The 25,908-nt window shown below is 56.3% G+C and carries 21 protein-coding genes, 1 tRNA gene and 3 pseudogenes; 13 read left to right on the plus strand and 12 right to left on the minus strand.

Annotated features, from left to right (window positions below; translation table 11 throughout):
• The first annotated feature begins 139 nt into the window (after positions 1-139).
• Positions 140-1,366 (plus strand): sensor histidine kinase, encoded by a 1,227-nt coding sequence (locus tag ACGG9J_RS01020; protein WP_390132821.1) that lies wholly within the window; start codon positions 140-142, stop codon positions 1,364-1,366.
• Positions 1,363-2,037 (plus strand): response regulator transcription factor, encoded by a 675-nt coding sequence (locus ACGG9J_RS01025; RefSeq protein WP_390132823.1) that lies wholly within the window; start codon positions 1,363-1,365, stop codon positions 2,035-2,037. The genes ACGG9J_RS01020 and ACGG9J_RS01025 overlap by 4 nt, the downstream gene beginning before the upstream one ends.
• 430 nt (positions 2,038-2,467) lie before the next feature.
• Here the strand turns inward: ACGG9J_RS01025 and ACGG9J_RS01030 are convergent, their stop codons facing one another.
• Positions 2,468-4,681: a mannosyltransferase YkcB-related protein gene (locus ACGG9J_RS01030; RefSeq protein ID WP_390132825.1), complete on the minus strand. Its 2,214-nt coding sequence runs from the start codon at positions 4,679-4,681 to the stop codon at positions 2,468-2,470.
• Positions 4,682-4,882: 201 nt separating this feature from the next.
• Entirely contained in the window at positions 4,883-5,803 is a 921-nt protein-coding gene (locus ACGG9J_RS01035; protein WP_390135270.1) for a dolichyl-phosphate beta-glucosyltransferase, read from the minus strand.
• A 1,758-nt stretch (positions 5,804-7,561) separates the two neighbouring features.
• Between ACGG9J_RS01035 and ACGG9J_RS01040 the strand changes: the two genes are divergently transcribed.
• From ACGG9J_RS01040 to ACGG9J_RS01050, 3 genes are all read left to right on the plus strand, one after another.
• Positions 7,562-7,807 carry a hypothetical protein gene (locus ACGG9J_RS01040; protein WP_390132828.1) on the plus strand — a complete coding sequence of 82 codons (246 nt, stop codon included), beginning with the start codon at positions 7,562-7,564 and terminating at the stop codon, positions 7,805-7,807.
• Positions 7,808-9,956: 2,149 nt separating this feature from the next.
• Positions 9,957-10,901, plus strand: coding sequence for an ATP-binding cassette domain-containing protein (locus ACGG9J_RS01045; RefSeq protein WP_390132830.1), 945 nt, complete (start codon positions 9,957-9,959; stop codon positions 10,899-10,901).
• A gap of 68 nt (positions 10,902-10,969) precedes the next feature.
• A complete protein-coding gene (locus tag ACGG9J_RS01050; RefSeq protein WP_390132832.1) occupies positions 10,970-11,527 on the plus strand; it encodes an ATP-binding cassette domain-containing protein in 558 nt (185 codons plus the stop codon).
• Between the two features lie 226 nt (positions 11,528-11,753).
• Here ACGG9J_RS01050 and ACGG9J_RS01055 read toward each other — a convergent pair.
• A tRNA-Pro gene (locus ACGG9J_RS01055) sits at positions 11,754-11,830 on the minus strand.
• Between the two features lie 179 nt (positions 11,831-12,009).
• On the opposite strand from ACGG9J_RS01055, the gene ACGG9J_RS01060 reads away from it, so the two are divergent.
• The 8 genes and pseudogenes from ACGG9J_RS01060 to ACGG9J_RS01090 all read left to right on the plus strand — a co-directional run bounded on the left by ACGG9J_RS01060 (position 12,010) and on the right by ACGG9J_RS01090 (position 19,625).
• Complete coding sequence (locus tag ACGG9J_RS01060) at positions 12,010-13,440, plus strand: UTP--glucose-1-phosphate uridylyltransferase (protein ID WP_390132834.1); 1,431 nt, start codon at positions 12,010-12,012, stop codon at positions 13,438-13,440.
• Positions 13,441-13,584: 144 nt separating this feature from the next.
• A pseudogene (locus ACGG9J_RS01065) lies at positions 13,585-14,368 on the plus strand (helix-turn-helix transcriptional regulator); the annotation flags it as partial.
• A gap of 74 nt (positions 14,369-14,442) precedes the next feature.
• A pseudogene (locus tag ACGG9J_RS08335) lies at positions 14,443-15,088 on the plus strand (WYL domain-containing protein); the annotation flags it as partial.
• Between the two features lie 86 nt (positions 15,089-15,174).
• A pseudogene (locus ACGG9J_RS01070) lies at positions 15,175-15,561 on the plus strand (WCX domain-containing protein); the annotation flags it as partial.
• Positions 15,562-15,582: 21 nt separating this feature from the next.
• Positions 15,583-15,906: a hypothetical protein gene (locus ACGG9J_RS01075; protein WP_390132836.1), complete on the plus strand. Its 324-nt coding sequence runs from the start codon at positions 15,583-15,585 to the stop codon at positions 15,904-15,906.
• Between the two features lie 13 nt (positions 15,907-15,919).
• Positions 15,920-18,484 carry a DEAD/DEAH box helicase gene (locus ACGG9J_RS01080; RefSeq protein WP_390132838.1) on the plus strand — a complete coding sequence of 855 codons (2,565 nt, stop codon included), beginning with the start codon at positions 15,920-15,922 and terminating at the stop codon, positions 18,482-18,484.
• An 84-nt stretch (positions 18,485-18,568) separates the two neighbouring features.
• A complete protein-coding gene (locus ACGG9J_RS01085; RefSeq protein WP_045935333.1) occupies positions 18,569-18,916 on the plus strand; it encodes an RNA polymerase-binding protein RbpA in 348 nt (115 codons plus the stop codon).
• Positions 18,909-19,625, plus strand: coding sequence for an HAD hydrolase-like protein (locus ACGG9J_RS01090; RefSeq protein ID WP_390132840.1), 717 nt, complete (start codon positions 18,909-18,911; stop codon positions 19,623-19,625). The genes ACGG9J_RS01085 and ACGG9J_RS01090 overlap by 8 nt, the downstream gene beginning before the upstream one ends.
• A 586-nt stretch (positions 19,626-20,211) precedes the next feature.
• On the opposite strand, the gene ACGG9J_RS01095 is transcribed toward ACGG9J_RS01090, so the two are convergent.
• The 9 genes from ACGG9J_RS01095 to rpe are packed head-to-tail and all read right to left on the minus strand — an operon-like array spanning position 20,212 to position 25,875.
• Complete coding sequence (locus ACGG9J_RS01095) at positions 20,212-20,808, minus strand: MerR family transcriptional regulator (protein WP_390132842.1); 597 nt, start codon at positions 20,806-20,808, stop codon at positions 20,212-20,214.
• Between the two features lie 14 nt (positions 20,809-20,822).
• A complete protein-coding gene (locus ACGG9J_RS01100; protein ID WP_390132844.1) occupies positions 20,823-21,266 on the minus strand; it encodes an FHA domain-containing protein in 444 nt (147 codons plus the stop codon).
• Between the two features lie 6 nt (positions 21,267-21,272).
• Positions 21,273-22,106 carry a DUF881 domain-containing protein gene (locus tag ACGG9J_RS01105; protein WP_390132846.1) on the minus strand — a complete coding sequence of 278 codons (834 nt, stop codon included), beginning with the start codon at positions 22,104-22,106 and terminating at the stop codon, positions 21,273-21,275.
• Positions 22,107-22,110: 4 nt separating this feature from the next.
• The gene (locus ACGG9J_RS01110; RefSeq protein WP_015021764.1) at positions 22,111-22,443 is read right to left on the minus strand and encodes a small basic family protein; all 333 of its coding nucleotides are present in this window, start codon (positions 22,441-22,443) and stop codon (positions 22,111-22,113) included.
• A 1-nt stretch (position 22,444) separates the two neighbouring features.
• The gene (locus tag ACGG9J_RS01115; protein WP_390132849.1) at positions 22,445-23,401 is read right to left on the minus strand and encodes a DUF881 domain-containing protein; all 957 of its coding nucleotides are present in this window, start codon (positions 23,399-23,401) and stop codon (positions 22,445-22,447) included.
• Positions 23,394-24,008, minus strand: coding sequence for a CDP-alcohol phosphatidyltransferase family protein (locus ACGG9J_RS01120; protein WP_390132851.1), 615 nt, complete (start codon positions 24,006-24,008; stop codon positions 23,394-23,396). The genes ACGG9J_RS01115 and ACGG9J_RS01120 overlap by 8 nt, the downstream gene beginning before the upstream one ends.
• A 4-nt stretch (positions 24,009-24,012) precedes the next feature.
• Positions 24,013-24,864, minus strand: a complete 852-nt coding sequence (hisG, locus tag ACGG9J_RS01125; protein ID WP_390132853.1) for an ATP phosphoribosyltransferase — start codon at positions 24,862-24,864, stop codon at positions 24,013-24,015.
• Positions 24,865-24,914: 50 nt separating this feature from the next.
• Entirely contained in the window at positions 24,915-25,178 is a 264-nt protein-coding gene (locus ACGG9J_RS01130) for a phosphoribosyl-ATP diphosphatase (RefSeq protein WP_046322855.1), read from the minus strand.
• A gap of 31 nt (positions 25,179-25,209) precedes the next feature.
• On the minus strand, positions 25,210-25,875 hold the full coding sequence (gene rpe, locus ACGG9J_RS01135; protein ID WP_390132855.1) for a ribulose-phosphate 3-epimerase: 666 nt from the start codon (positions 25,873-25,875) through the stop codon (positions 25,210-25,212).
• Between the last annotated feature and the right edge of the window lie 33 nt (positions 25,876-25,908).

The raw sequence follows: 25,908 nt of genomic DNA on the forward strand, positions 1-25,908 counted from the left end.
AGAGGATAACGCATTTGCCAGGCCGCACATTTCAGTGTCTGACAGCATAATGGAATACCGGCAGTTATCAGGAAGACGCTCACCGATGAGAGCAGGCAAGAAGACTCAAGGCTGGATTCAGTTGTGGAACCGGCCATATATGACCTTCGTGGCAGTCTTTTTCTGCGCCCTCTACGAGACAGGGATGCTGACCAGGCTGATCCTTGCCCCAAGCAGCGCCAACCAGACCCTCTACCAGGTCATGAAGTCTGCCAGCTGGGGCTTGCCCCTGTTTGTGGTCATTATTTTTCTCGCACTTGTCACCCTATGCCTGCGCCGACTATATCCTTTGGCGACCCTACTGGCGGTCAGTGGATTGCTTGCGCTTTCTGCCGCAATCTATGGCTCGGGATGCACCTACCTGATCATTCCCTGGCTCGTAAGCCTCTACGCCTGCGCTGTAGAAACCAAGACCATGGCATCATTGGCAGCTGGGCTGTGTAGTTCCGCCATTCTGGGCCTGCTCTGCATTGCACTCTCTGCCAACTGGCATCATGATGTCCACTTCGCTGACCTTCTATATCCGACTGGATTGACTTTCGCCCTCTGCCTGACAGTCGCCTTCCTCTCACGCTCCGTAAGGCAATCACGCTTGTCAGAGCAGGCATTGGAGGAGGAGCACTCGCATGCTCTAACCCTGGCCCATGAGCGGGACCAGGCCATGCATCAATCCAGGGTTGCCGCCCAACTGCATGACAGCGTGGGTCACGACTTGACCGCCATCATCGCCTTATCCGAGGGACTGGATCATGCCAGCGGAAAGCCGGAAATTGATGAGGCTATATCGGTGATTAATGACCTGGCACGTCAAGGACTGGATGACACCCGAACGGCTGTCAAAGCCTTACAATCAGAGACAGATCCGAAAAACGACCCACAGCCGGCCACAGGGGAGAGGCATGGCTGGGATGACATCAAACCCATTCTCGACCACGCCCGGCATGTCGGCATCAGCACTGCCCTGACGGAGACAGGCCGTCGGCCACAGGATTCCGAACAGGCCGACCTTGCCTTCACTGTCACCAGGGAGGCGATCACCAACGCCCTCCGCCACGGACAGGAGGTTAACCGTATTGTGGTCTCCTGGGATCATAACAGCCAAGGTGGCATAAAGATTACCGTTCGTGATGATGGCCAACTTTTGAACAATGATGCTGGCAACAACGGTAGCAACGGTACAGGCCTTGCCAGGTTAAGAGCCGAAGTGCAAGCTCATGGTGGCAGCTTCCATTCGGGCCCTGGTTCTGACGGTTGGACCTTACAAGCCCGCATACCCTCACTAGCCGCAATGGCAGCTGACAACAGGGGTAAGGAGGAAAGTGCATGATCCACGTCATGATCGTCGACGACCAGCGCCCGACCCGCATGGGACTGGCACTCATGGTCGCCAAGGATCCAACCTTGCAGGTCGTAGCACAGGCGACCAACGGCCAAGAGGCTTTGGATAAACTGACCGCAGCCGCCGAAAATCAACAGCCTTTGCCTGATGTGATTCTGATGGATGTGCGAATGCCGGTCATGGACGGGCTGGATGCCACCAGCCGTATCAAAAAGCTCCATCCTGAAATAAGCATTCTCATTCTGACCACATACGACGAGGACGACTATGCCTTCACAGCTTTAAGGGCAGGCGCCTCCGGATTCCTGCTCAAGGATGTCAAGACAGCGGATCTGCACAGAGCCATCCATGCGGTGCATGCAGGCGATGCCATTCTCACGCCGCGCATCACGGCCGAAGTCATCAGAAAAGGAGTTCCAAGGCCAAAAGCCGATGATGAATCGGAGGCTCGCCATAAATTCGCGCGACTGGGCAAACGCGAACTTGAGGTAGCTTCGCTAGTCAGCCAAGGCCTGACGAATACGGAGATTGCCGAGCGCCTCCAGCTGCAGCCTGATTCGGCCAAAAAGACCGTCAGCCGCATACTGGCAAAACTCAAGGTCAGGGACCGGATCAACATCGCCGTCCTTTGGTATCAGGCCAACATGGAAAACCACTAAACAGCACCGAATAAGGGCTCGCTCATTCATCGACGGAAGAGAACTCCATCCGGCTGTATTTTGTGCGCCTAAATCCATAATTGGCGATAGAGTTCACCCATTTGCAGGAATTGCTTATTGCGTTGCCAAGCAAATGAATACAACGAAAACAATAGCTCTATTTAGTTTAATCTGATGTGATCTGGCCTGTAATGCAGGGTCTTGCAATAATCAGATCTGAATTCCAGCGCGAACTTGTCAATATGAAAATGAGCGGGCTGAAGTATTGTCAGTCCGCTCGCTACTTTGCACTTTTACACCACACAAATGAGACAACTACTCATAACCTACAGATTAGAAGTCAGTAGCTCGTCTCGTCTTTATCTTGTTACCGCAAACCTGGGAGTAACTCTTAGGCAAAAGCTGCTTTCACCGCTCAGCTGGCCTGCTGTTACGTCAGATCATACACAGTGACGCCATCAACCGTGATTGCGGTATAGTGCTTGGCCACCCACTGTGAGATTTGTGTGGCCGTGTCGGAACCTCCCGTCTGATGGCCACCCATCTCACCAGCCATGTAGTAATGAATCTGCTTATCCTTCACGTACTGCTTGAACTGTTCCAAGCTGGGGTAGGGGTCGGAACCATTGAACCCGCCAATGGCCATAACCGGCTTTTCAGAGGCCAGCTGATAGCCCGCCGCCTGCTGGGATCCTGTCGTGGCAGCAGCCCAGCGATGGGAGTCGGATGACTTTTCCAGCATGGCGACGACCTTGGAACTGGACTGGCCTCTACCAAGCAGACTTCCTCCTTTCATCCTTCCTCCTTCTGGTCCACCCTGGAATCCAGATTTGCCTCTGCGCTGTGAACGCATGGAGGGCGCACCCGAAGACCTGGATTCCTCTTGTGGCCCCGAGGAATCCTGGCCCATGGGACCTGGTCCTTGAGAACCCATGCTGGGAGCCTGTTGACTATTCGAACTACCACCAGGCATCTGCCCCTGCTTGCTCGACTGCTCCTGCTTGCTCGACTGCTCCTGCTGATCCATCGGGTCTTGGCCCATTTGGTATGAGCCCACGGGACCGCCGTCACCACCAGGCATACCTTGCTGTTGCATATTGCCAGGTGCCATGCCGCCTGCCTGGCCACCGCCAGGCTGACCGCCACCAGGAGCACTCCCGGGCATACCACCGGGGCCGCCACCCATGTTCCTTGAAGTCAGACTGGGGCCGGCCAGGACGATTGATCCCATGTGTCCTTGGGATACGGTGTACAGCGTCCAAGCAGCAGGGCCAGCCATAAGCCCTATGACTGAGAGAATGAGGGCTGCAAGAGCGAGTCGTCGTATTCGCAACAGCCCAGCCAGAGCAAACCCCAGGGCGCCCATGAGACCGATTATGAGAATGGCCCACTTGAGCCAGGGGAGCCACTGGGATCGACCTGCCAGTCTGAAATCCCAGAAGGCCGTGAAGGCGATAAGAATCGGCGTGACGATCCCGGCCCAGAGCTTGTCCCGGGCGATCCACAAACTGAATGCGCCGATGGCAACCATCGCAGCCAGGGCAGGTGCCAGAGCCACGGTGTAATACTGGTGGAAAATGCCGGCCATAAAGCTGAAAACGAGCCAGGTGACGGTCAGCCAACCTCCGAAAGCAATGACGCTGGCCCTGCGCACATCTGTACGGACAGCTCTGCCGATAACCAGCAAGCTGATGACAATGCCGGCGAAAGCCAAAGGAGCCAGCCAGGAAATCTGCGTACCGAACTCGCCGCTGAACAGACGATTGAGGCCAGTCTGGCCCCACTTACCGCCGCCGCGAACGCCACCAGCCGGCATGCCACCTCCTTCATGGCCGTGGCCGGGTATGACGGATCCTTCTTCGCTGCCGGTCAAGCGTCCGAAACCGTTGTAGCCAAAGGTGAGCTCAAGGAAGGAGTTGCGCTGGGAACCGCCTATATAAGGTCTGTCGCTGGCTGGCACGATGACCGTCAGCAACACCCACCAGCCGGCAGTGACGATCATGGAGCCAATGGCAGCCAGTGAATCCAGGATGCGACGAACCATGCCTGTAGGTGACGCCAGAAGAAAAGCCAGGGCAAAGCCAGGCAGTACGAGCAGCACCTGCAGTTGCTTAGTAAGGAAGCCAAACCCGATCAGAGCCCCGGCCAGGACCATCCACCAAGTGCGCTTTCGATTGCCAGAGGGATGGTTGACATACTCCAGAGATCTAAGAAGCGCGTGAGTGGCTCCAGTCATCAATAGCACCAGCAAGGCATCGGGATTGTTGAAACGGAACATGAGCGCGGCTACTGGAGTGAGCATGAAGATGAATCCGGTGACAATGCCCGCCCAGTTGCCCCAGTACCGGCGCAAGGTGGCATAGAGCAGGTAGGTGGTCGCCACCCCCATCAGCGCTTCCGGCAGGAGGATGGCAAAGGAACTCAGACCAAAGATGCGCACGGAAAGTGCCATCAGCCAGAGAGCTGCAGGTGGCTTGTCCACGGTGATGGCGTTCCCCGAGTCCAGGGACCCCCAGAGAAAGGCCTTCCAGCTGACCGAACCAGCCTGGGCCGCAGCTGAATAAAACTCATTGGCATACCCGGAGGCCGTGAGGTTGATGAAGAATATTGCACAGGCTGCAAGCAGCATGACACCCAGTGCCACCCAGTCTCCACGAGTCCGTCGGGGCAGAATATACGCGCGGGAAGCGTGCTCATCAGCAACTGCATCTGCACTTGTTGATCGTGGAGGATTGAAAGTCTGTGAATGCGGGGGGAAGCCATAGCTGCTGTTAGAAGCCAATGAAGCGTTCATGATAGGTGAAGTTTGCTCTTTCTGTATGAGATTTCGTTTGCTGTCAGCCGCTCAACAAGCGGCAGCTTCTTTGCCTGGATTCTGCATACATGAATGCGAATCCTCCTCTTTGGCAGGCAAGAGGGATCCGCGCAGCTCATGCTGGCGGATCTGATCCCAGACGGCAGGGGAGTCCAGGTCGACGCGAAGCTCCTCGACCGCTCGGGCCTCCATACCCTCCCTGACCCGATGCATGCCTTCCAGATCCTTTTTTACCGTGTCTGGGATGTCGACCGTCGAGCCGGCATCCTCCACCCAACGGACAGGAAGCTCCAGCATGGTCATCCCTGCCTGCTGGGCACGCACAAGCAGCTCCGTATCGAAGAACCACTCGTTATCCTTTACCTGAGGCAGAAGGACATGCGCAGCTTGGGCGGTGATGGCCTTGAAGCCGCACTGGGCATCATGAAAGGAGACCGCCAGATATGAGCGGAGCATGAGGTTGTAGGTGCGCGAAATGAATTCACGTTTGGGGGAGCGGATGACCTGAGATTGCGGCATAAGACGTGAGCCAAAGGCGATGTCAGCCCCGCCTTGGAGTAGGGGGAGAATAAGGCTGCCCGTAGAACCGATGTCGGTAGATAGATCCACATCCATATATGCCACGACTGCCGCACAGGAGTTGAGCCAAGCCTGCTTCAGGGCGTACCCGCGGCCCTTCCTGGCAAGGTGTAAGGCGCGTACCTGGTTGGGACACCAGTCACACAGGGACTTGGCGATCTGCCAACTGGCGTCTGTGCTGGCATTGTCTGCAATCACGATATTCCAGCTAAAGGGAGTCAGATCCCTGACGTGACTATCCAAAAAGCTGCATAAGGTGGATACGGAGTCAGCCAGCTGAACCTCCTCGTTGTATATGGGAATGACAATATCGGCGTCGACCGGTTTTGGACTGCCGTAAAAGATAGGCGAATCAACCTCACCCAGTGGGATTTGCCTCTTGCTAGAAGAGTGCCTATCAGGCACATAGGGCTGCCCGCTAATGTTTCTTTCGAGAATATTCGTTGTGTGCATGACTCATAGTAAACAGTAGCTTCTTGGGATATTCCTCGAACATATCTTTATAAATTGATGGCACTTCTTAAAAAGAATCATGAGGATTTCTCAATGTTTGCTGAAACAGCTGTACTAAATAGCAGTAGTCAATATCGTTTGTTGAGACCGATCAGTACAGTCTTTCTCGGCTTGTTGCATTGATTGGATTAAGACCAATCTCGGAATTGCATTTAGGCAGAGGCCGTGGTCATACACATTCAAGCTGTATCTATAACATAAAGAATAATGAATCAATGATTATATGAGCAATGCATCCCATAGTTAAGCATTCTTGGATTTGCCTACTGAGTATGCCCAGATCAAGTCCTGCAGAAACCGCAAACAGCAATATGGGTTGTCGATTGTCCCAAGCATGCCTCAATGGTAACTGGGTTCAAACGCAATCAGGCTCCCTCTGCCGATACAAAGGACGACAGATGTCCTCAATGGGCACTCAAGTTCAGAGAAAACATTCAAGGCGAATTACGAGCAATAGATGCATCCCGAACAACACGACGAGCAGGCTGTCATCTCAATAAGCACCTGCGTCATTACCATGACAAAATCGTGAGTTTGGCAATACTCGCTCTAATAATTACATTCAAGTTTTCTGCGCAGCAAGGGTACTGGCACAATAGGTTACGGTTCCGCAAATTAAACTAATTATCGTGTAAGGCCTTGTTACAAAGTCTCTCCAAGGTCTTTCTATAGCCCAGGAAATAGCTGCTATCAGCAATAGGCAAAACCTTGTGTAAGCGGCATAGACGGAAATTTTCTCATCCCATTGAGGTCACAAGATCTTTCGTGCGCCGAGTCTTGATCAAAGCAAACATATCAATCTTCTTCGGTTGATGCGTGAGCCCATCACTGTTTCCACAGTAACAGAGGCAAAGGTTTGTAAGATTCGTTTTGGCAGAAAGATCTTTTGCTGATATCAGTGACTGGCTTTCTTCCAACAGCCTGCCACGCTCCAGGTCATAATATCCCGATCTCAGGCGATATTACCCATATTGGCATCCAAGCCCTGCCCGAGAAATAATCCTGGAAAGTTCTTCGCATTGGTCAGTGCCTGCGGAAGGCTTGAAAGTCGGAAGGAATGAGAATGCCGACTCCGGCTTGTAGGGATATCGGCGAAAAGTTATAGCGGTGAAAAAACAGGCCTCAGCGATCTGGGAGATTATTGCAGTGCTGCATCTGAGATGCACTACATCACAGGAGGATGAGACGTAGTTGAGCCACGGTTTAATTATTTGAAATAGCTTGTTTTATGTGCTTCTCCGCTTCCGGATGCAGGTAGTCTCGTGCCGGGGATTCGTGCATGCTAATGCAATAAGGAAAGTCCTTCTTTTTTTGCCGAAGCGATGCCAGGTTCGAACGCAAAGCAATAGAAGTGGCTTACGTGTTGAAAGTGTAGATACTGGAAGGTAAAGCAATGCTGAGAATCATTAGGGGGAATACACGCCATGTGGCACGATCACCGTTAAGCCTTATTAATGAGGCGAGCTACACAGATTAGGCAGTAATTTAGATGCGCCTTTGATATGTGCTCGACAGTGCTGGTGATGGCAGCGTGCAGACTGCATTTACCGGCAAGTTAAGTACCCTAAAATTTAATCACCATCAGTAATCGCAGGCCAATACCTGTGAAAAGGGGTAATGATGAAAGTGATTGCAATAATAATGAATGCGGTGAGCATATTAGGCTTGATTGTCACAGCTGCCATACAAATTCGGGCTGGCTATTACAGCGACGAGCACCCTAGTCTTTTCACGCAATTTGATTCGTCGCAATCAAATCTTGCGTGGATTTGTGCCCTGCTATTTTTCATTCTTTTTGTGCTATCACTTTCAATGGTGATTTGCTTTGCAGAACAGGCAAAAAGAAAGTCACCAAAACAATAAGCACCCGAAGCTTTCCCGTTTCCTGCGCCAAATAAACGTTTCAAGCACGCCATATTTCATGCCATTGATAGCAGAGACTATAGCATTTAATAGGTTGGCATCATCAGAATCTCTGACAGTAACGCTAAATATAGAACAATAGAAAGTTGCAAGAACTCATCATCCGCAAATCTCAAAGTTATTTGTCAGGCGAGTTCGTATAACACTTTCGTTCGCATCTGTCGAACAACTTTACTTGCGACTCGGATGTCTTGCCAGGCCGATGGGATTTGAAACCGAAACTCATTGTTGAGAAAGGCTGCAGTACGTGTACATGCTGGCCGCCTTTAACTGTTGCTAGTAACGACTGGAATTCAGCCGACGCTAGCAAGTTCCCACTACCGACTGATACGAGCTGAAACCGATAGGCTAGTTCATCACTTTGCCCAATCTGATTTTCGGTAAGTCGTTATACACAATCAATGGCAAAAAAGACCAGGATCACTCCCGGTCTTAACTTGTATAGATAACGGCGGAATTTTGGCAAAGATTTTAGATGATAGACCGTGCCATAAAATAGGCGGTCCTTGAAATCTGCGAGCAACGATTCTGGATCGCATGTATTGCCATTGTACAGTTTTGAACAATCGCATGAAGAATGTTGGCCAACTACAGTAAATGCCGATATAACTCACCTTGCCGGCGTTGAAGTTATCGTGTCACCCCCTGTACTGAGTACTGTGAGTTTGATGGGTTTTTCAGCCTTGCTATTAGCTCGACTATGCGTATATCAGCCTATTTCGATAATCGACGAACAGATTTTCTTTATTTCTTCACTGTGTGGTGAAATGATGACGGCAGAGCCTTGTTGGGCAAGTTCGCACAGTATACGTATTACGACGTTAGCGTTGTCTTGATCCAGCGCAGAGGTCGGCTCGTCTGCAAGAATGACACTCGGTTGTTTGAGCAGGAGCCTCGCGAGAGCGATTCTCTTTCGGCAGCCATGCAGTTTTTCAGCAAGACCTCGATGCTGACAATGCCATCAAAGATGATGGTACATAGTTCCTGGTCGAACACGTGTTCCCACATGGGATCCTAAGCAGTGTTCAGAAGAAAAGGCAGCTTACGTTCTACCGCTACCTGCCACAGGAGCAGGAAAGGCATACCAATAACCCTTGAGGGATAATAGCCAACCACCCCCATACGGTCCGCGAGATCCCGCACGCTGATACCTGTCAACCCATTGTCCAGAAGCAGTTGAGCCAGGTCTGCAGAATCGCGGTAAGGATGGCTAGGGTAGGGGAGCAGCTTGGTTGCAGTTATGGATGCCATGCGCTCACCGTGTAAAAAAATACCGCCAAGTGTGCGTTCCATCCAGAAAGGCAATAGAGGCAGTAAGCGGCTTCTAACATAATTGGCCCCACTTCATGTCGCCGCCGGACGCAAGCTCTTATACCTTAATTGTGGCTCAGGCCAAGGCTGAGCGCAGATGACGGTAAATGGGATGGCGTCTTCGGCCAGGCGCAAGGCAGTTGTCCTGGTTATGATCCTTTTGCAGACTCCCGCAGCGGTCCTCAGCCCACTCCTGGTGGTTGTAAATAGAACGGGAGGGACCGGCAACCGCAGCCCTGTCGGAGTACATCAGCTCGACCATCTCCCAAGTTCACAACAAATAACGATAAGAGACGAAATCCTGCTGATTTTTCAACAAATCCGCCACAGGGCAGCTCGGCAACCAACATCTGTCTGAAACGCAATGCAAAAGAGGAGGCTCTGGGTTAAAGTTGAGGGGAAGAAAGCTATTTTGAGGAACAGCCCCATATGCCAAGGTGTTCCGAGAGAAAGAGGACCTCGACTTGCGTCTGTGATGAAACAGTTGCCCAGGCGGTCAGCAGAGACCGTCGGAATTGGTGAGCCCTGTTCCAACGCGCCACCCACGCGAAGTGATCAAAGTACGAGCTCCCCGGTTACCTGTGGCGACTGTCCCCAACAGGGGAGTCCTCAGGCCAAAATTCTTGCCACTCGCATTCGCGCCATGCACTGCAATAATGCCCACATGATAATAGTGGGCCGCAACTACAAGGTGACGGGCTGACCAGGCGCTCGACCAGTCACAGCCGACGACTCCCCTGATGATGAACCAGACCGCATTACCATCAGGAGGAGACCCATGCCGAATCCTAGCGTCATCACCATCACCGACCTCGGCTTCGCCTATCCGGGCAGCCCATCGACCATCTTCGAGCATCTGTCTGCGACCCTGGACCGGGGCTGGACTGCCATGCTCGGCGACAACGGCTGCGGCAAAACCACCCTGGCTCGACTCCTGTGCGGACGCCTATCGCCGACCCGGGGAAGAATCAGTCCGAAACCCGGCAGCTTGGTATGCGAATACTGTCCCCAGAACATCGCCGAACAACCGCCTAATCTGGAAGATTTCGCCAACGACTGGTCGCAGCGGGCCGTGGCCATTAGGAGGACACTAGGCATCGCGGACGATTGGACCTACCGGTATCCGACACTCTCTGGCGGCGAGGCAAAGCGCCTGCAAGTAGCCTGCTCCCTCAGCCGGGAACCCGACCTGCTAGTCCTGGACGAGCCGACCAACCATGTGGATGCAGTGACCAGGACCCGTATCGGCCAGGCCATGGACCGCTTCGCAGGCATCGGTCTGCTGATCTCCCACGACCGGGCCCTGATCGATGCCAGCTGCCCCAAGTCGTTGGTCTTCCGTACACGGCATACACCGACCGGCAACGTGCTGACGCTGACCCTATTCAAGGGAACGTTGGCGCAGATAGAGGAGCAAGAGAGGGCTGAGGACCGTCGAGCCCAGGAGGAATTGGACGGCAACCGACGGGAATTGGACAGGCTCAATCGGTTCAAGGCTGCCCGTTTCCAGAAACTCCAGCATCTTGATGCCCTAAGACGGCAGGGAGGCCGAATCGACCCCCACGACCACGACGCCCGGAACACCCACAAGCTCTTGCCAGACCTGGAACCTCGGGAACAGCGGCCGCCCGTAGCTATCATCAGGCTGACGCACGCATCGCCGCGACCAGCAGACGTACCGCCAACTTGCAGACTGCAGCCAAACGCTATGACGGGAGCATAAGCCTGCAGGTCAAAGCCAGCCACAAACGTGAACTAGTCCGGGTTGACGCTCGCGACCTAGGTGATTGGATGGAAGGGCATGGCGTCAAGGACTTCCGCCTGCATCTCGCTGCAGACAGCCAAGCAGAAAACCGTTACGAACCAACAATAGAGACCATCAGTATAGGGCCGAAAGACCACATCGGCATCAGCGGACCTAATGGACGAGGCAAATCCACCTTGCTTGAGCTGCTGATCGCCGGCCTGCCCCCAGATCTGCCCTGCCTGATCCTGCCTCAGATCATCGACCCGGCACTCATGCAAAAAGCCATGGAAGACGCAGCCGCACTGCCGGAGACGAAGAGAAAGAATCTGATGACGGCTTACACCCAGCTCAACGCTGACCCAGAAGATCTCCTGGCCGGTCACGAACTCTCTGCGGGCGAAGGCCGCAAACTATTGCTGTGCCTGGGATTCTTGAAGCATCCGCAGCTACTGATCCTGGATGAACCGACCAATCACCTGGATCTGCGCTCTCAGGCGGCTCTGACCGAGGTGCTGGCTCCCTACCAGGGAGCTCTAGTGGTCGTCTCCCACGACGAAAGCCTCCTGGACAATGTAAGCTCAATTCGTTGGGCTGTCGATTGATTCCGGCCATCCGGCAGCCTGATATGAGTATGCAGGGCAGAGGATGCAAGTTAGTGATAAACCGATTGCTATGAACCCTCCACATAAGATGCCGCCCTAATCCAATACAGTGCAGTGCAGAAAAAGAGCGAATAACACAGGAAGCACCGGCGACATGTTGAATATGTGCCGGACATTGGAGGATATAAATAATTCCAAGGTTTAAAACCTTGGAATCGCTGCTTTGTGGTCGGGCCGGCGGGATTTGAACCCGCGACCCCTTGACCCCCAGTCAAGTGCGCTACCAAACTGCGCTACGGCCCGACGGTGCATCAGCACCGAGTAGAGATAGTAGCACAGCGTGGCGGGCCCGACAATGGTCCGGCGAGTCCCGGTAGACAAGTCCAAACAGACCGAGTCCCATACTCAACTTGCTATCATGTTTCTGTACGGTCGGCGCAACCCGCGTCGACCGCAAGTCGTCCCAGCCCGAAAGGGGTTCCATGAGCACAGATGTTTTCGACCTTTCGGCCGCGAAGATGCGCGATAAGGGCATGAGCGAAGTCTCCATCAACCAGTTCAGGCACCTCTACGAAACCTGGGAACGGGGAGATGCCAAGGCCTGCGTGCGCGAGAAGGACGTCACCCCGCTCAAGGATGTGCCCCGCACCAAAGACATCCACGACTCCATGGACATGGACATGGCCTTGGACGCGTTCTCCCGCACCGCCTTTATCAAGCTCAACGGTGGGTTGGGCACCTCCATGGGCCTGGAAAAGGCCAAGTCCCTGCTGCCTATCCGCCGCCACAAGGCCCGTCGGATGCGCTTTCTGGACATCATCATGGGCCAGGTGCTGACTGCCCGCAAGCGCCTAGGAGTACCGCTGCCACTGATCTTCATGAACTCCTTCCGCACTTCGCGCGACACCATGCGCGTGGTCAAGCAAGACCGTCGTTTTATCCAGAATGATGTGCCCATGGAGATCATTCAGCACATCGAACCCAAGATCGATGCCGACACCGGCCGTCCAGTCGACTTCCCGGCCAATCCCAACCTGGAATGGTGCCCTCCCGGCCATGGCGACATCTTCTCGACCATCTGGGAGACCAGACTGCTGGACAAACTTGAGAAGCTGGGTATCGACTACCTGTTCATCTCCAACTCCGATAACCTGGGCGCCAGGCCTTCAAGGACCCTGGCCGGCTACTTCGCGCAGTCCGGAGCACCCTTCATGATCGAGGTGGCCAAGCGGACCGAGGCTGACCGCAAAGGCGGCCATATCGTCATCGACAAGGCCACTGGGCACCTTATCCTGCGGGAGATGTCCCAGGTGGACCCGCACGACCGCAGCTCGGCCATGTCCATCCGCAAGCATCCCTACTTCAACACCAACAGCATCTGGGTCAGAGTCGATGCTCTGCGCGATAAGCTAGCCGAATATGACGGCGTGCTTCCCCTACCCATCATCGAGAACCGGAAGACCGTCGACCCCACCGACCCTTCCACCAGACCCGTGGTGCAACTGGAAACCGCCATGGGCTCTGCCGCCTCGCTCTTCGAAGGGGCCATCTGCGTACAGGTGGACCGCATGCGCTTCCTGCCGGTCAAGACCACCGACGACCTATTTATTATGCGCTCCGACCGTTTCCATCTGACCGACTCCTATGAGATGGAGGACGGCAATTACGATTTCCCAAACGTCCAGCTGGATGAGCGCTACTACAAGTACATTGCCGACTTCGATGAGCGATTCCCCTATGGGGTTCCCAGCCTGGCGGCTGCCAACTCGGTCACCATTGAGGGGGACTGGACCTTCGGCAGGGATGTGACCCTATATGCCGATGCCCATCTGAGCGATCAAGGGCGCTCCTCATACGTGCCCAACGGTCAGTATGTTGGACCCCAGGGGATCGAACCGGACGAGTGGGTCTAGAGCCAGGCGCAACAGGGTTCAGCCTGTCAAGAAAAGGTACCGTATTTGGGTGTTTGGCTCCCACGGTCCTGAAAATCAATCTATGATAGGTAGACGTGCGTTAGGCGCACTAACAGTCAAAATTTTAACGATACGCGAGGACTGATGGCAGAAGGCACGAACGGAAGACGGCGTTTCTCGGATAAATGGGGCAAGCACGAACTTGATGTCCTAGCCGTCTTATCGTCTGCTTTCCCGCAATGGCTTACATCTCGGCAAATAGCCCAGCGGGTCAAGGCCTATGCCGACTCTTACGGTGAGCTGGCAGACCAGGCCGCCAAGGCTGCCTTCGCCAAGCAGTTCCAGCGTGACCGGGCCAAGCTGGCAGCCATGGGCATAGCCATCGAGTCACGTCAGCCCGAGTATTCCTCCAAGTCCGAGGGGCAGGATTTCGCGTCTTACCGTCTGCAACTGGGGGATGAGCCACGCATACGCATGCACTTCAACCAAGAGGACATGCCAGTGCTGGCCGCTGCCAACTATCTTGCGCGATCAATTGCCATGTCCCAGGAGGCCTGCGAGGAGCCGGCCCGACCGGTCTCGCGCACCACGCCCCGCGTGCCGCAGGTGCCCATCCCCGGTCTGGGACTGGACTCCATAGCCCCTGGACTGGGTACTCAGCGTATTCCCGACAACTTGGTCAAGGTCATCGATTCTCGCCGCTTCGCCGCCACAGTGGACGTGGACGGGGAGAATCTGAACGTGGCCTATGCCGATTCAGACGATCTGGCCATGTTCGTCCTGGAGCACCCTGATGCTTCCATCGTCAGCCCCCAGGAGGCTGCAGACGCCTTCCGGCGCCGCCTGGATGCAGCCGCCCGCTTCAAGCTGGCCGATGAGTCGCTGAGTCCAGGCGCAGCAACGGTCATTTCGCCGGAAATCGCCCGGACCAGCGTCGAGCATTTCGCCACTGACCTGAGCGATGACGATACGGATCTCAGGCACGCTCGCCGGGCCAGTGCATCCTCCTTCCAGACTGGATCCGAGGTTGACCGCCGCCTGCGGCTCATGCTCTTCCTTTCAGCGCACCTGGGCGAGGAGTTCTCGCTGGCCGAGCTGGCTGAGCGCTTCATCGGCCACCCTAGCAGTAAGGAAGAGCTCCGCAAGTACGTCAATACCATCCACAAGGACATCAACACCCTGACCACGGTCTCAGACGACGGTGAGATGGCTGGCAGCCAGTTCTTCGACATCGATTGGTCCCTGCTGGACGACAGCGGCATCGTCTCAGCCACCAATTCGCTGGGGCTGGAACGGCTGGCTGGCATTTCCCCCCAGTATCTGAGCATGCTGACCGCTTCGCTCAACTACTTGGCCCATTCGCCCCTGTTGCCCGAGCAGTCCCGGACCCAGGCCGAGTCGCTCTACCAGCGTCTGCGCACACATGTTGGGCCGGGTGAGACACCTTGGCTATCCCTTACTGGGTATGAGACAGAACCCAAGAGTTTCTCGGTAGTGCGCCGTGCCATCAAGACCGAATCTTTGCTGGACATGGAGTACACAGATGCTGCCGGCCGCACCCGCCGCAAGGTGGTGGCCCCTGCCAAGATCTTCGTGGATGAGGGTGTCTACTATGTCGCCGCCTGGACTGATATCGGCGACGCGGCAGAGGGCACTGAGGCTGCAGATGCTCCCTCTGATTCCAACCAGGGCAAGAACGGGGCACATCGCCACCTCAAACAGGGCACCGGGCGCAACAGGCAATGGCAGGTTCTGCGTATCGCCAGAATCGAGCATGCGACCATCGTCAAGCCCAGCCATAAGGTGGAGTTTCCCGATGTGCCGGTCAGCGAACTGCGCAAGTGGTCCTTCGACAACGGCACGGCTGCGGTCTTCATCACCGACCGGCCGGACCTGCCCTACATCAAATCCTTGCCGGGTGCCTCGGTGGAGCCCTGCGGTTCCGGGCAGAAGGTTCACCTGACCGTCTCCTCGGACTCTTGGTTCGTGGCTTTCTGCATCGCCCACGCCAAGCACATCACCGCAGTGGCGCCCAAGACCTTGCGCACCATGATCCTGGCCCGTGCCCAGCGCGAGATCACCATCAGCGACGCTCACGACAAGGAGCGGGACCGGCGCTAACTCCGGTCGGAGAGGAGTTCCATGCCTGGATGGATCTGGATCCTTCTGGTGATCTTCATGCTGGCCATGCTGATTTGCGGAGCCGTCTACGCCATCCGTCACGCTATGGCAGCCAGTCGCTCCATAGGACGAGTCTCAGACGATCTGAACCGACACATGCCCCAACCCCCGGCAGCAGGGCAGTCCCAGGCAACGGACAGGGCCGAGGGTCCGGCCTTCGCCTTGCCTCTGTCGCAATCAACCGAGCGATACAGCCAGGCCCATGCCTTGGTCCTGCAACGCAAGGAGCAGCGCAGGAGAAACCACGGCCGCATCTGGCGGCGGTGGAAGCAGTTCAATAAGTAGTTCTTGGAGGAACATGTCAGGTCATCGTCACCACGGACAGGATTCACCAACATCCGAACCGGGGCCGGCGGAACGTTACGCCCGTTTCAGTCGTCACCGCAAACGCATGACCGGTGCACCCGCACGTTTTCAGTCCAAGCTGCCCTTCCCACTGGATGACTTCCAGCTGGAGGCCATCACCGCCCTGGAGGATGGCGATAATGTCCTGGTAGCCGCTCCCACCGGTGCCGGCAAAACCATCGTGGCCGATTTCGCAGTATTCCTGGCCCAGGAGCAGAACGTCAAGACCTTCTACACCACCCCCATCAAGGCCCTGAGCAACCAGAAATACCATGACCTGGTCGACCGCTACGGCGAGGACCGGGTGGGACTGCTGACCGGCGACACCTCCATCAACTCCGAGGCGGACATCGTGGTCATGACCACCGAGGTCCTGCGCAACATGCTCTATGAACAGTCCTCGACCCTGACTGCCCTGAAATACGTAATCCTGGACGAGGTCCACTATCTGGCCGACCGCTTCCGAGGGCCCGTCTGGGAGGAGGTCATCATCCACCTGCCGGCCTCCACCCGCATTGTGGGACTGTCGGCCACCGTGTCCAACGTGGAGGAATTCTCCGACTGGATCTCCTCGGTGCGCGGACGCACCCATCTGGTGGTCTCCGAGCGCAGGCCCGTGCCGCTGGAGCAGCATGTCCTGGTCCAGGCCGACAGACACACCGAACCAGAGATCCTGGATCTGTATCGGCACGACGGCTCAGGACGGCAGACTTCAAAGATCAACCCGCGTCTGGTCTCCCGGCTGGCCCAACTGGACAAGGTCGGACAGGAGCGTGCCCAGGCCCGCGGCCAGGGGCATCACCATCGCCATGGCCGGGGCGGCAGGCCGGAGCGACGGATGGGGGAGCGATACCGTCCTAGCCGAGCCGACGTGGTCGATGAGCTGGACTTCATGGACATGCTGCCCGGCATCTATTTCATCTTCTCACGCACCGGCTGCGACCAGGCCGTCCAGCAGTGCATCCGGGCAGGGTTGCAGCTGACCACTGATGAGGAGGCCCGTCGCATAAGGCACATCGTGGACTCCATGGCAGCCGGCCAGCTCAGCAAGGAGGATCTCAAGGCGCTGGGATTCTCCCAGTTCCGCTTCGCACTCGAGCAGGGCTTTGCAGCCCATCACGCTGGCGTGGTTACTCTCTTTCGGCAGATAGTCGAACATCTGTTCGAACTGGGACTGCTTAAGGTGGTCTTCGCCACCGAGACCCTGGCACTGGGCATCAACATGCCCGCCCGCTGCGTGGTGGTCGAGAAGTTGGAGAAGTTCGACGGCACCGGCCATGTAGCTCTGACCCCCGGCGAGTTCACCCAGCTGACCGGTCGGGCCGGCCGGCGCGGCATCGACGACATCGGCCATGTAGTAGTGGTCGATCACCGGGACTTCAGCCCCAAGACCATGGCCGCCCTGTCCAGCAGGAGGGTCTACCCGCTGCACTCCAGCTTCCGGCCCACCTTCAACATGGCTGTCAACCTGCTCAACTCATCCAGCTATACGCGTGCGCGAGATACCCTGGACCACTCCTTCGCCCAGTGGGAGGCCAACCGATCAGCCTCTCAGCTGGAGGAACGCATCGAGACCCTGACCAGCGGCCTGGAAGACTACCGGAAGGCCGCCCAGTGCAGCCGTGGCGATCTGATCGAGTTCATGCGCATCCGCGCAGCCCTGTCTTCAGCCCAGAAGAACGATCGCCGCCGCCTGAAGCGGCAAAGGTTCACCAGCGAGAAGGCCCGCGACCAGGCATTCCGCGACCTCGACCGGCACATCGACCAGCTGCGCGAGCAGGAGCGCAACCATCCCTGCCGCCAGTGCCCGGACCTGCACACGCACCTGCGCTGGGGGAACCGGTGGATCCGCATGGACAAGGAGCTGCAACGCACCCGGGAACAGTACGAGTCCAAAACAGGGTCAGTCTCGCGCCAGTTCGACAGAATCTGCCAGATTCTGGCCGACCTGCATTACACCCGTCCCGTGGACCCTGACGACTGCCGACTGACCCGGAAGGGGCAGCTGCTCCGGCGCATTTACAGCGAGCAGGATCTGAGCCTTGCCGAGATCCTGGATCGGGGCATCCTCAACGATCTGGAACCCGCTGAACTTGCAGCGGCCGTCTCCGGACTGGTCTACGAATCCCGCCGTGGGGTAGGGGAGCAACCGGGGGAGAGGGCCGGGTATCGAGCTCCCAGGCTGGTTGACGCCATGGAGGATATGAAGCGCCAATGGTCCCAGGTACAGGAACGCTGCGATCAGGCTGGATTGGAACTGCCGCTTGAACTCGACTTTGGCTTGGGGCCGACCATCTACGACTGGGCCTGCGGCGACTCGCTGACCACCATCCTGCGTGACAGCGATCTGACGGCAGGGGACTTCGTGCGCAACGCCAAGCGCCTGTCCGACGTACTCACCCAGATCGTCCAGGTGGAACCCTACCTGGGCAGGGGAGGGCATCACCTGGCCAGGACTGCCAGCATCGCCGCCGACCAGGTCAACCGGGGCATTGTGGCCTATACAGGCGTGGAGTGAACACGGCCGCATATTGGGAATAAGTTTCAGGTCAACACTGTTCTGTAGCTTGGAGGCAGTGACGGACACAAGTATGGAGGAATCATGGCAGAGCGCAGTCTTCGCGGCATGAGCATAGGGGCGAAATCCCTGGAATCCGATCAGAATGTGGATTTCGCGGCACGCAGCGAGGTCGCCTACATCTGCCCGAAAGGCCATCGGACCATTCTGCCCTTGGCTGAGGGTGCTGAGGTGCCACAGGAGTGGGAATGCCGCTGCGGGCAGATCGCTCACCTTGAGGGGCATGACGAGCAGGAGTCCGGCAAAACCGGCAAACCGACCAGGACCCACTGGGATATGCTGCTGGAGCGTCGATCCGAGGACGAGCTCAAGGCTGTACTTGACAAGCGTCTGAAAATGCACCGTGAAGGGTGGTTCCCTGACTATGAGTAAATCACCGCGCCGCCTGGTTCTTCTGGATCTCGACGGCACCCTGACTGCCTCGCATCCTGGCATTATCGCTTCCGTGGTGCAAACTTTTAAGGATCTTGGTTATCCCGTGCCCGATGAAAGCGAGCTTCGCAGATTCATCGGACCGGCCGTCAAAGTATCGTTGCGCCGCAACGGCGTCAGGGAGGAAGACGTCGATAGGGGCGTACAGATCTACCGGCGCTATTACAGCGAGAAGGCATCATTCGAGGATCCGGAGCATCCTGGACAACACATCCCTGGACGCCTGCTCGCCACCGTCTTCGACGGCATCCCAGAGCAGCTGAATCGTATGCACGAGCATGGTATGACATTGGCCGTGGCCACCTGCAAGCCTGAGTATCAGGCCCTGCCCGTCTGTGACCACTTCGGATTGAGGCCACTGGTAGATGGAGTCTATGGCGCCAGCAAGGACTCTACAAGGGTCACCAAGGATCAGGTCATCACCTACGCGCTGGAGCAGCTTGGTTTCGATGCCGAACACGGCGACCGGGCCCTTATGGTCGGCGATCGCTGGACTGATGCGGATGGTGCGCAGGAAACCGGTCTGGACTGCCTGGGGTGCGGCTGGGGCTATGCCGAGCCCGGGGAACTTGAGTCTCACGGCTGCTATCGCGTCATCGACCAAGTCGACCAATTGTCTCAGGCCGCCGAAGATTACTTCCAGGAATAACACCCTGTTCCAGATCGGTCTTGCGCCAACGAATGCATGTCGGTATCAGCAAAGCCCCTGGAACAGGGTGTGCCTGTATGCCCTATATCGGTACAGGTCTATTGAATCAAATTACAGACAGTTCAGTCTCAAATATGAGTTGATATTGAAATGATGTTCCGGCCCTGCATAGATGTACCCGCTTGATCCGACAAATCAAGGAGTAGAACTATGAGAGCTATACCCGAAGAGACAGATGCTTCAGAGGAAACGGCCTACACTTCATCACTAAGGGAACGTGTTAGGAAACTGACCTTTAGATGCCAAGTTTTAGCCGTTGTCGCCGCAGCCTCAATTGCAGGCCACATAGGTGCGGTTTTCAAGCTCTTGTCTTATATGTCTTATATGAATCGCTGGTGATAAAGATCAGATTCGAGTTTTGCGATTGTCTGCCCACTAGGTAGTCAACAATCGCAAAACTCCAAGCAAGGACAGTAGCCATCATTCACATTGTGGGCGAAAAGATAAATTGTGATGAAACACTAATAAGCCGATAATGTACGTTATGTCAAATTACTTATTGCTTTTCTCCCCTGTTCCCATCAGCTTAGGCAGCCCGCTGCCTCCGCTCGTGTTGGTGCTCCAGACGCTGACGCAGGCGCATGGCCGTCAGTTCGTCAATGGGCCGCTCAGGCAGACCTGGGGTCAGCTGTCCAGTCGTCAAATCCACATGGTCACAGGTCTGCAGCTCCAGATCCATGCGATGCCAGATCGCACCCACAGAGATGGCGAAAACGGCACGCCCGGACTGCATCAGCGCAAAGACCTGATCGGGGCCTGAACATTCGCTGACCTGATCGCCGTCGCAGACCACAGTCACATGCTCCAGCTGACTCACGGTCCTACGCTCAAGATAAGCAACGGTGCTCGTGGCATTGACCAGGTTGACACCAGCATCCAGAAGACGCTTAAGGACAGCCAGAATGACCACGTCCTTAAAAGAATAAAGTCTGCGGGAGCCTGATCCATGCGAAGCCTTGATGGATGGTTCGACAATCCGTTTGCGGGCCCAATAGTCCAGCTGTCGATAGGTGATTCCGGCTACCTTGGCCGCTATAGTGCCCCGATAGCCCCGGGTCGTACCCTCAGCCTGCTCGGCTGAGAAGAGTTCCCCCTGCACCAGCGTCGGCACTTTTTCGGCCATATCCATGCCCCCTATCAGCTCTTGGCGATAACAGCCCGATTATCGAAGTAGACCAACCTGAATTTGCCGATCATGATCTCGTCGCCATTGTGCAGGTCAGCCTGGTCAACGCGTTCACGGTTGACGTAAGTGCCGTTCAGACTGCCTGTGTCCTCGACTCTGAAACCTTTGTCAGTCCGTACGAATATCGCATGCGCCCTGGAGACAGTGGAATCGTCCAACAGAATGTCCGCCTTCGGATCACGGCCCACGCTGACCTGGTCCTCGTCCAGCAGATAACGCGACCCCGACACCGCTCCCCTGGTGGAGATCAACAAGGCTGTGCCCTCAGGCAACCGGGCCATGGTCTCCAGGTCGTCCTGGGTCAATGGACGGTCACCGTTGGAGGTGACTGGAATGTTCAGGGCCGGCATGCCGATGATGGTCGTCTCGCCCGCAGTGGGAATAGGATCTGTCATAGTTGCCTATTCTACAGGCTTTGCATACTGATAGTCCTGTACGCGTCGAACCTGGTCGATTCTGACACCATCTGACTGCTCAACCGATACGGCCGCATGGAATTGCACCTTGATCCGGGAGCCCACTCCCCCGGCGATCTGAATGGCGTTCTGCAGGCTGTCCGGATCCCCGATGGCCTTGATGACATAAGGGCTGTGCAACTTGGCATGGTCGCACTGCAGGCCCTTGCGCGTATCCAGCAGATAAGTGTTGGTGACCACTCGAACATCATTGAAGGATATGACCTCAGCACCGGCATTGCGCAACTCTTCAATCAGATTGAACATAGTCGAGGCATCCACACGCTCATTATCTTCGGTGACCGTTATCACCACTCCCCTGCCTTCGGCTGGCAGCCTTCCAGAGAGGATGCCGCTGCTCTGTTCGTTCTGCTGGGCGATGCGTGCGGCCTCCTTCTGCTTGTCTGCCGCGGACTTGATGGAGGTCAGCTGCTGATTGAGCTGGCTCTTGCGCTCCTCCAGCTTATCGACCTGGTTACTGGTTTCATCCAATACGCGTACCAGCTCCTCCTCAGACAGACTCTGGTAAGAGGACTGGTTGTTGTGCACCTGGACGGCGTACCCAAAACCCAACAGAGCGCACATAAGAGCCACAAGGATGCTGGTGACAAGCCTGACCCTGGTAGCGTTGGCGTTGAGCGTGCGCGCAGGCCGCCGACGAACCACTGGGAAAGCACCGGTCTGCGTATCATCTGATGGCGCCTTGACCCGTCCAGGTCTACTGGGCGGAATGCTCTTGGGCATCCGCTCATTGCGCTTCTTTCTGAGGGTGTGTCTCATATGCTCACCCCTTGAAGATAAACCGTCGAATAGCGGAGACGTTGGAGAAGATACGTATGCCCAAGACGACGATAACGGCCGTGGAAAGCTGTGAGCCCACGCCCAGCTGGTTGCCGAGGAAGACCAGAAGAGTAGCCGTAATCACATTGGAGATGAAGGAGACCACGAAGACACGATCCGAGAAGCTGCGCTCAAAGTAAGAACGGACTGCGCCCATCAATGCGTCCAGGGCCGCCACCACCATGATGGGCAGATAGGGCTGAAGGACGATGGGAATGTCGGGCTTGAGGAAAATGCCCGCCACCACGCCTAGGATCAGGCCGAGAATTGCCGACATGTCAATGACTCCTTCCGGCATATGACAGATTGGGCAGACTGACGGCATTCAGGTTCAGACGCCGCTGTTTGACTACATTGACAGTGATATTCGCCGTCTTCAGGTCGCGCAGGCGGCCCTGCAGATCGCTGCGAGCCATCAAATCAGCCAAGGCTCCCTGATCGCCTATGGCCTCGATTTTGTAGGGGGCCTCGATGGAGGCGGTACCCACCAAAATGGTCTGACCGGCCGTACGCACTGATGTCTGCGTCCCTATTCTATTGCCGTTGATTGCGATCGCTTCGGCTCCTGCGGACCAAAGCTTAGTCAAAAACCATTGCAGATCCTGGTCGGTTACCAGTTTGATCTGATCAGCGTTGTCATGGACATCCTTGGATGCAATAGGGTTGGCGAGTGTGATGACGATGCCCTGGCCTTGCACCTTGCTGGTAGCGTTGGTCAGATCATCGGCGGTTTGCGCGCTGTTCTGCCCTTTACCGCCCTCCTGGGCCGATAGCGTGTCGATATTGCCGTTGAGGTCCGAGATCTGGCCATTGAGGTCATCGGCACGCTTGCTGACCGTCTCTACCTGGGATATCAGCTTTTCGCGCACCTTCTGACGCGGATCCCGGTGCAGCACCTGAACCACTCCCGTGCCGGCCAAGCCGACAAGCACGCATATGACAAAAACAAGGATGCGGTTGACCCAGACGCTCAGCGGCGATCTGTGTTCAGCGGGCAGCAGTCTGGCATCCTCGAACATGGGGTCCATAGGGCGGTTGGTCAGATCATCAATCAGCCTCAGGGACTCATCGGCCATGCGCCGACGAATGGATTCCTGCGCTGGCTCCGAGCTCTCCTGATCCACATAGTGTCGTTCCAGACCCGCGCTCGAATGCGAAAAAGCCGCCCGGCGGTGAATCAGGGCACGGTCGGGCGGCACGGGGAAAGATTCAGGAGCCATCTGCGGTTCAGTCATGATGTCGGTCCTGACGAAGCAACCCGATGCCCTGCCGAGCGTAGATCAGCCCTGCCAGCCAGTAGAGGCCCACCCCCCAGATGACAGCCGCAAGAGCCACTAGGTGGAAGAAACGGAAGAAAGCGGAAGTGCCTACATCCGCGAAAATCAGGGCAGGTATGGCCAGCATGAGCACGGCCGTCCCGGTCTTGCCCGCGAAGTGCACCGGCAGAGGGCCGTAATCGTGCTGGGCCAGCGCCAGAACCAGCAGACCCATGAGCACATCCCGCGCACCGACCAGAACCAGAAGCCACCAAGGCAGTATGGAAGCGATACTCAGAGCAAGGATGGAGCAGAGGATGAGCAGGCGATCAGCAACCGGATCCAAGATCTGGCCCAGCTTGCTGACCTGGTTGAACCTCCGAGCTATGATCCCGTCCACGCCATCTGACAGAGCCGAAATAAGCATGACCACCAGGGAGATGATCAGATGGCGGTTAGCGACCAGATAGGCAATAAGCGGTATGGACAGGATGCGAAGCAGGCTGATGAAATTCGGCACAGTGAGAATTACCGACCGCGGCTCAGGACTATACCTGCTGCGTGAAATTCGATCGATCAGTGCCATTCGTCTACATTCTAGAAGCTTGAAGGGCTGTTACAAGGATGGCACGCGCACCGATCCCATAGAGGCGGTCCATGAGGTTGTTCACCTGGTCCCTGGGGACCATGGCCCTGACGGCCGCCCACTGCTTGTCGTGCAGGGAGGAGACTGTCGGAGACTCATATCCAGGCGTGATACCCACAGCCATGGCAACGCGCTCAACAGGAATGTCATAATCCATCAGTACATAACGACGGGCTGTCAGCACACCCTCCAGCCTGCGGGACATGACCGCCAAGCGCTCATCATCAGGATCCAGGTGTGGCGACCTGATGAGAATCCCCTCCGATCTCAGAATAGAATCGCCGAAGACGCGAAGTCCGGCGTTGCGCAAGGTGGTGCCAGTGGAGACCACATCGGCGATGAGGTCGGCCACCCCGAGCTGGACGGAGGACTCCACTGCTCCATCCAGGTGAATCAGTTTGGCCTCAAGGCCCTTGTCGACCAGGTAGTCGCCAAGAAGACGGTCGAAGGTTGTGGCGATCCGCTTACCGTCCACATCCTGCAGACTCCTGATAGAGCTGGACTCCGGAGCGGCAAACCTGAAAGTGGATGCACCGAATCCAAGCTGTGTGACCTCGACAGCCCCGGTGCCGGAGTTCAGCAAGAGATCACGCCCTGTGATGCCCAGATCAATGGTCCCCAGGCCGACATAGACCGCTATATCGTTGGGTCTTAAATAAAAGAGCTGGATATCGTTGTCGACGTCATCGACCACCAGCTGTCGATCATTGGAACGCAGACGATAGCCAGACTCTGACAACAGCCTCCATGCAGGCTGGGACAACATGCCTTTATTGGGCACCGCGACCTTCAACACGGCAACCTCCTAATTGCGGAAGCGAATCTACAGCGGGATAGGGTTGGGGATCACAGATACCTGTAGACATCCTCCAAGGTGATGCCCCGATCGATCATCATGACCTGGATGTGATAAAGGAGCTGGCTCATCTCCTCAGCCGTTCGCTCCTTGCCCTCATACTCAGCGGCAATCCAGGTCTCCCCGGCCTCTTCATTGATTTTCTTGCCGATAAAATGTGTGCCCTTGTCCAGTTCATCAACGGTCAGGGAACCTTCCGGACGCTCCTTGGCCTTGGTCGTAAGCTCCTCAAACAACCCATCGAAGGTCTTCATCTGGCTATCTCCATTCTTCCCTTAAAACCGGTCAGTCCTTGTAGCTTACTTGGGCAGCCTGCCTGATCTGGTCAATGGCCTTGGCCGGGTCGTCAGTGCCGTAGACGGCGGAGCCTGCCACCAGGACATCAGCTCCGGCTTCAGCCACGATGGAAGCAGTAGTGGGGCTTACCCCGCCGTCCACCTGGATGTGGGTCCTAAGGCCGCGAACGGTGATCTGGTCACGCAAGCGACGGGTCTTGGCCATCTGATTGTCCAGGAACTTTTGGCCCCCGAAACCTGGCTCAACTGTCATGACCAGAATCATGTCAAACTCATCGAGAATATCGAAGATAGGCTCCACGGGCTCAGCAGGGCGAACGGCCAGGCAGGCCTTGACACCCATGTCGTGCAACTGGCGGGCCAGACGCACTGGAGCATGAACAGCCCCGGTATGGAAAGTAACGGATGCAACACCCAGCTTGGCGAACTCAGGGGCCCAGCGGTCCGGGTCCTCAATCATCAGATGCACGTCCACCGGCAAGTCGGTCACCTGGCAGATGCGCTCCACTACGGGCTCACCAATCGTCAGATTGGGAACGAAGTGGTGGTCCATCACATCGACATGGACCATATCGGCATTGGCAATAGCCTTGAGATCCCGTTCCAAGTTGGCGAAATCGGCGGAAAGAATGCTGGGTGCTATCTGAATGCTCATGGATATTATTCTATGTTGTACGGAAGACGGCGG

The organism is Bifidobacterium apicola (assembly GCF_042846865.1).
GTDB lineage: Bacteria > Actinomycetota > Actinomycetes > Actinomycetales > Bifidobacteriaceae > Bombiscardovia > Bombiscardovia apicola.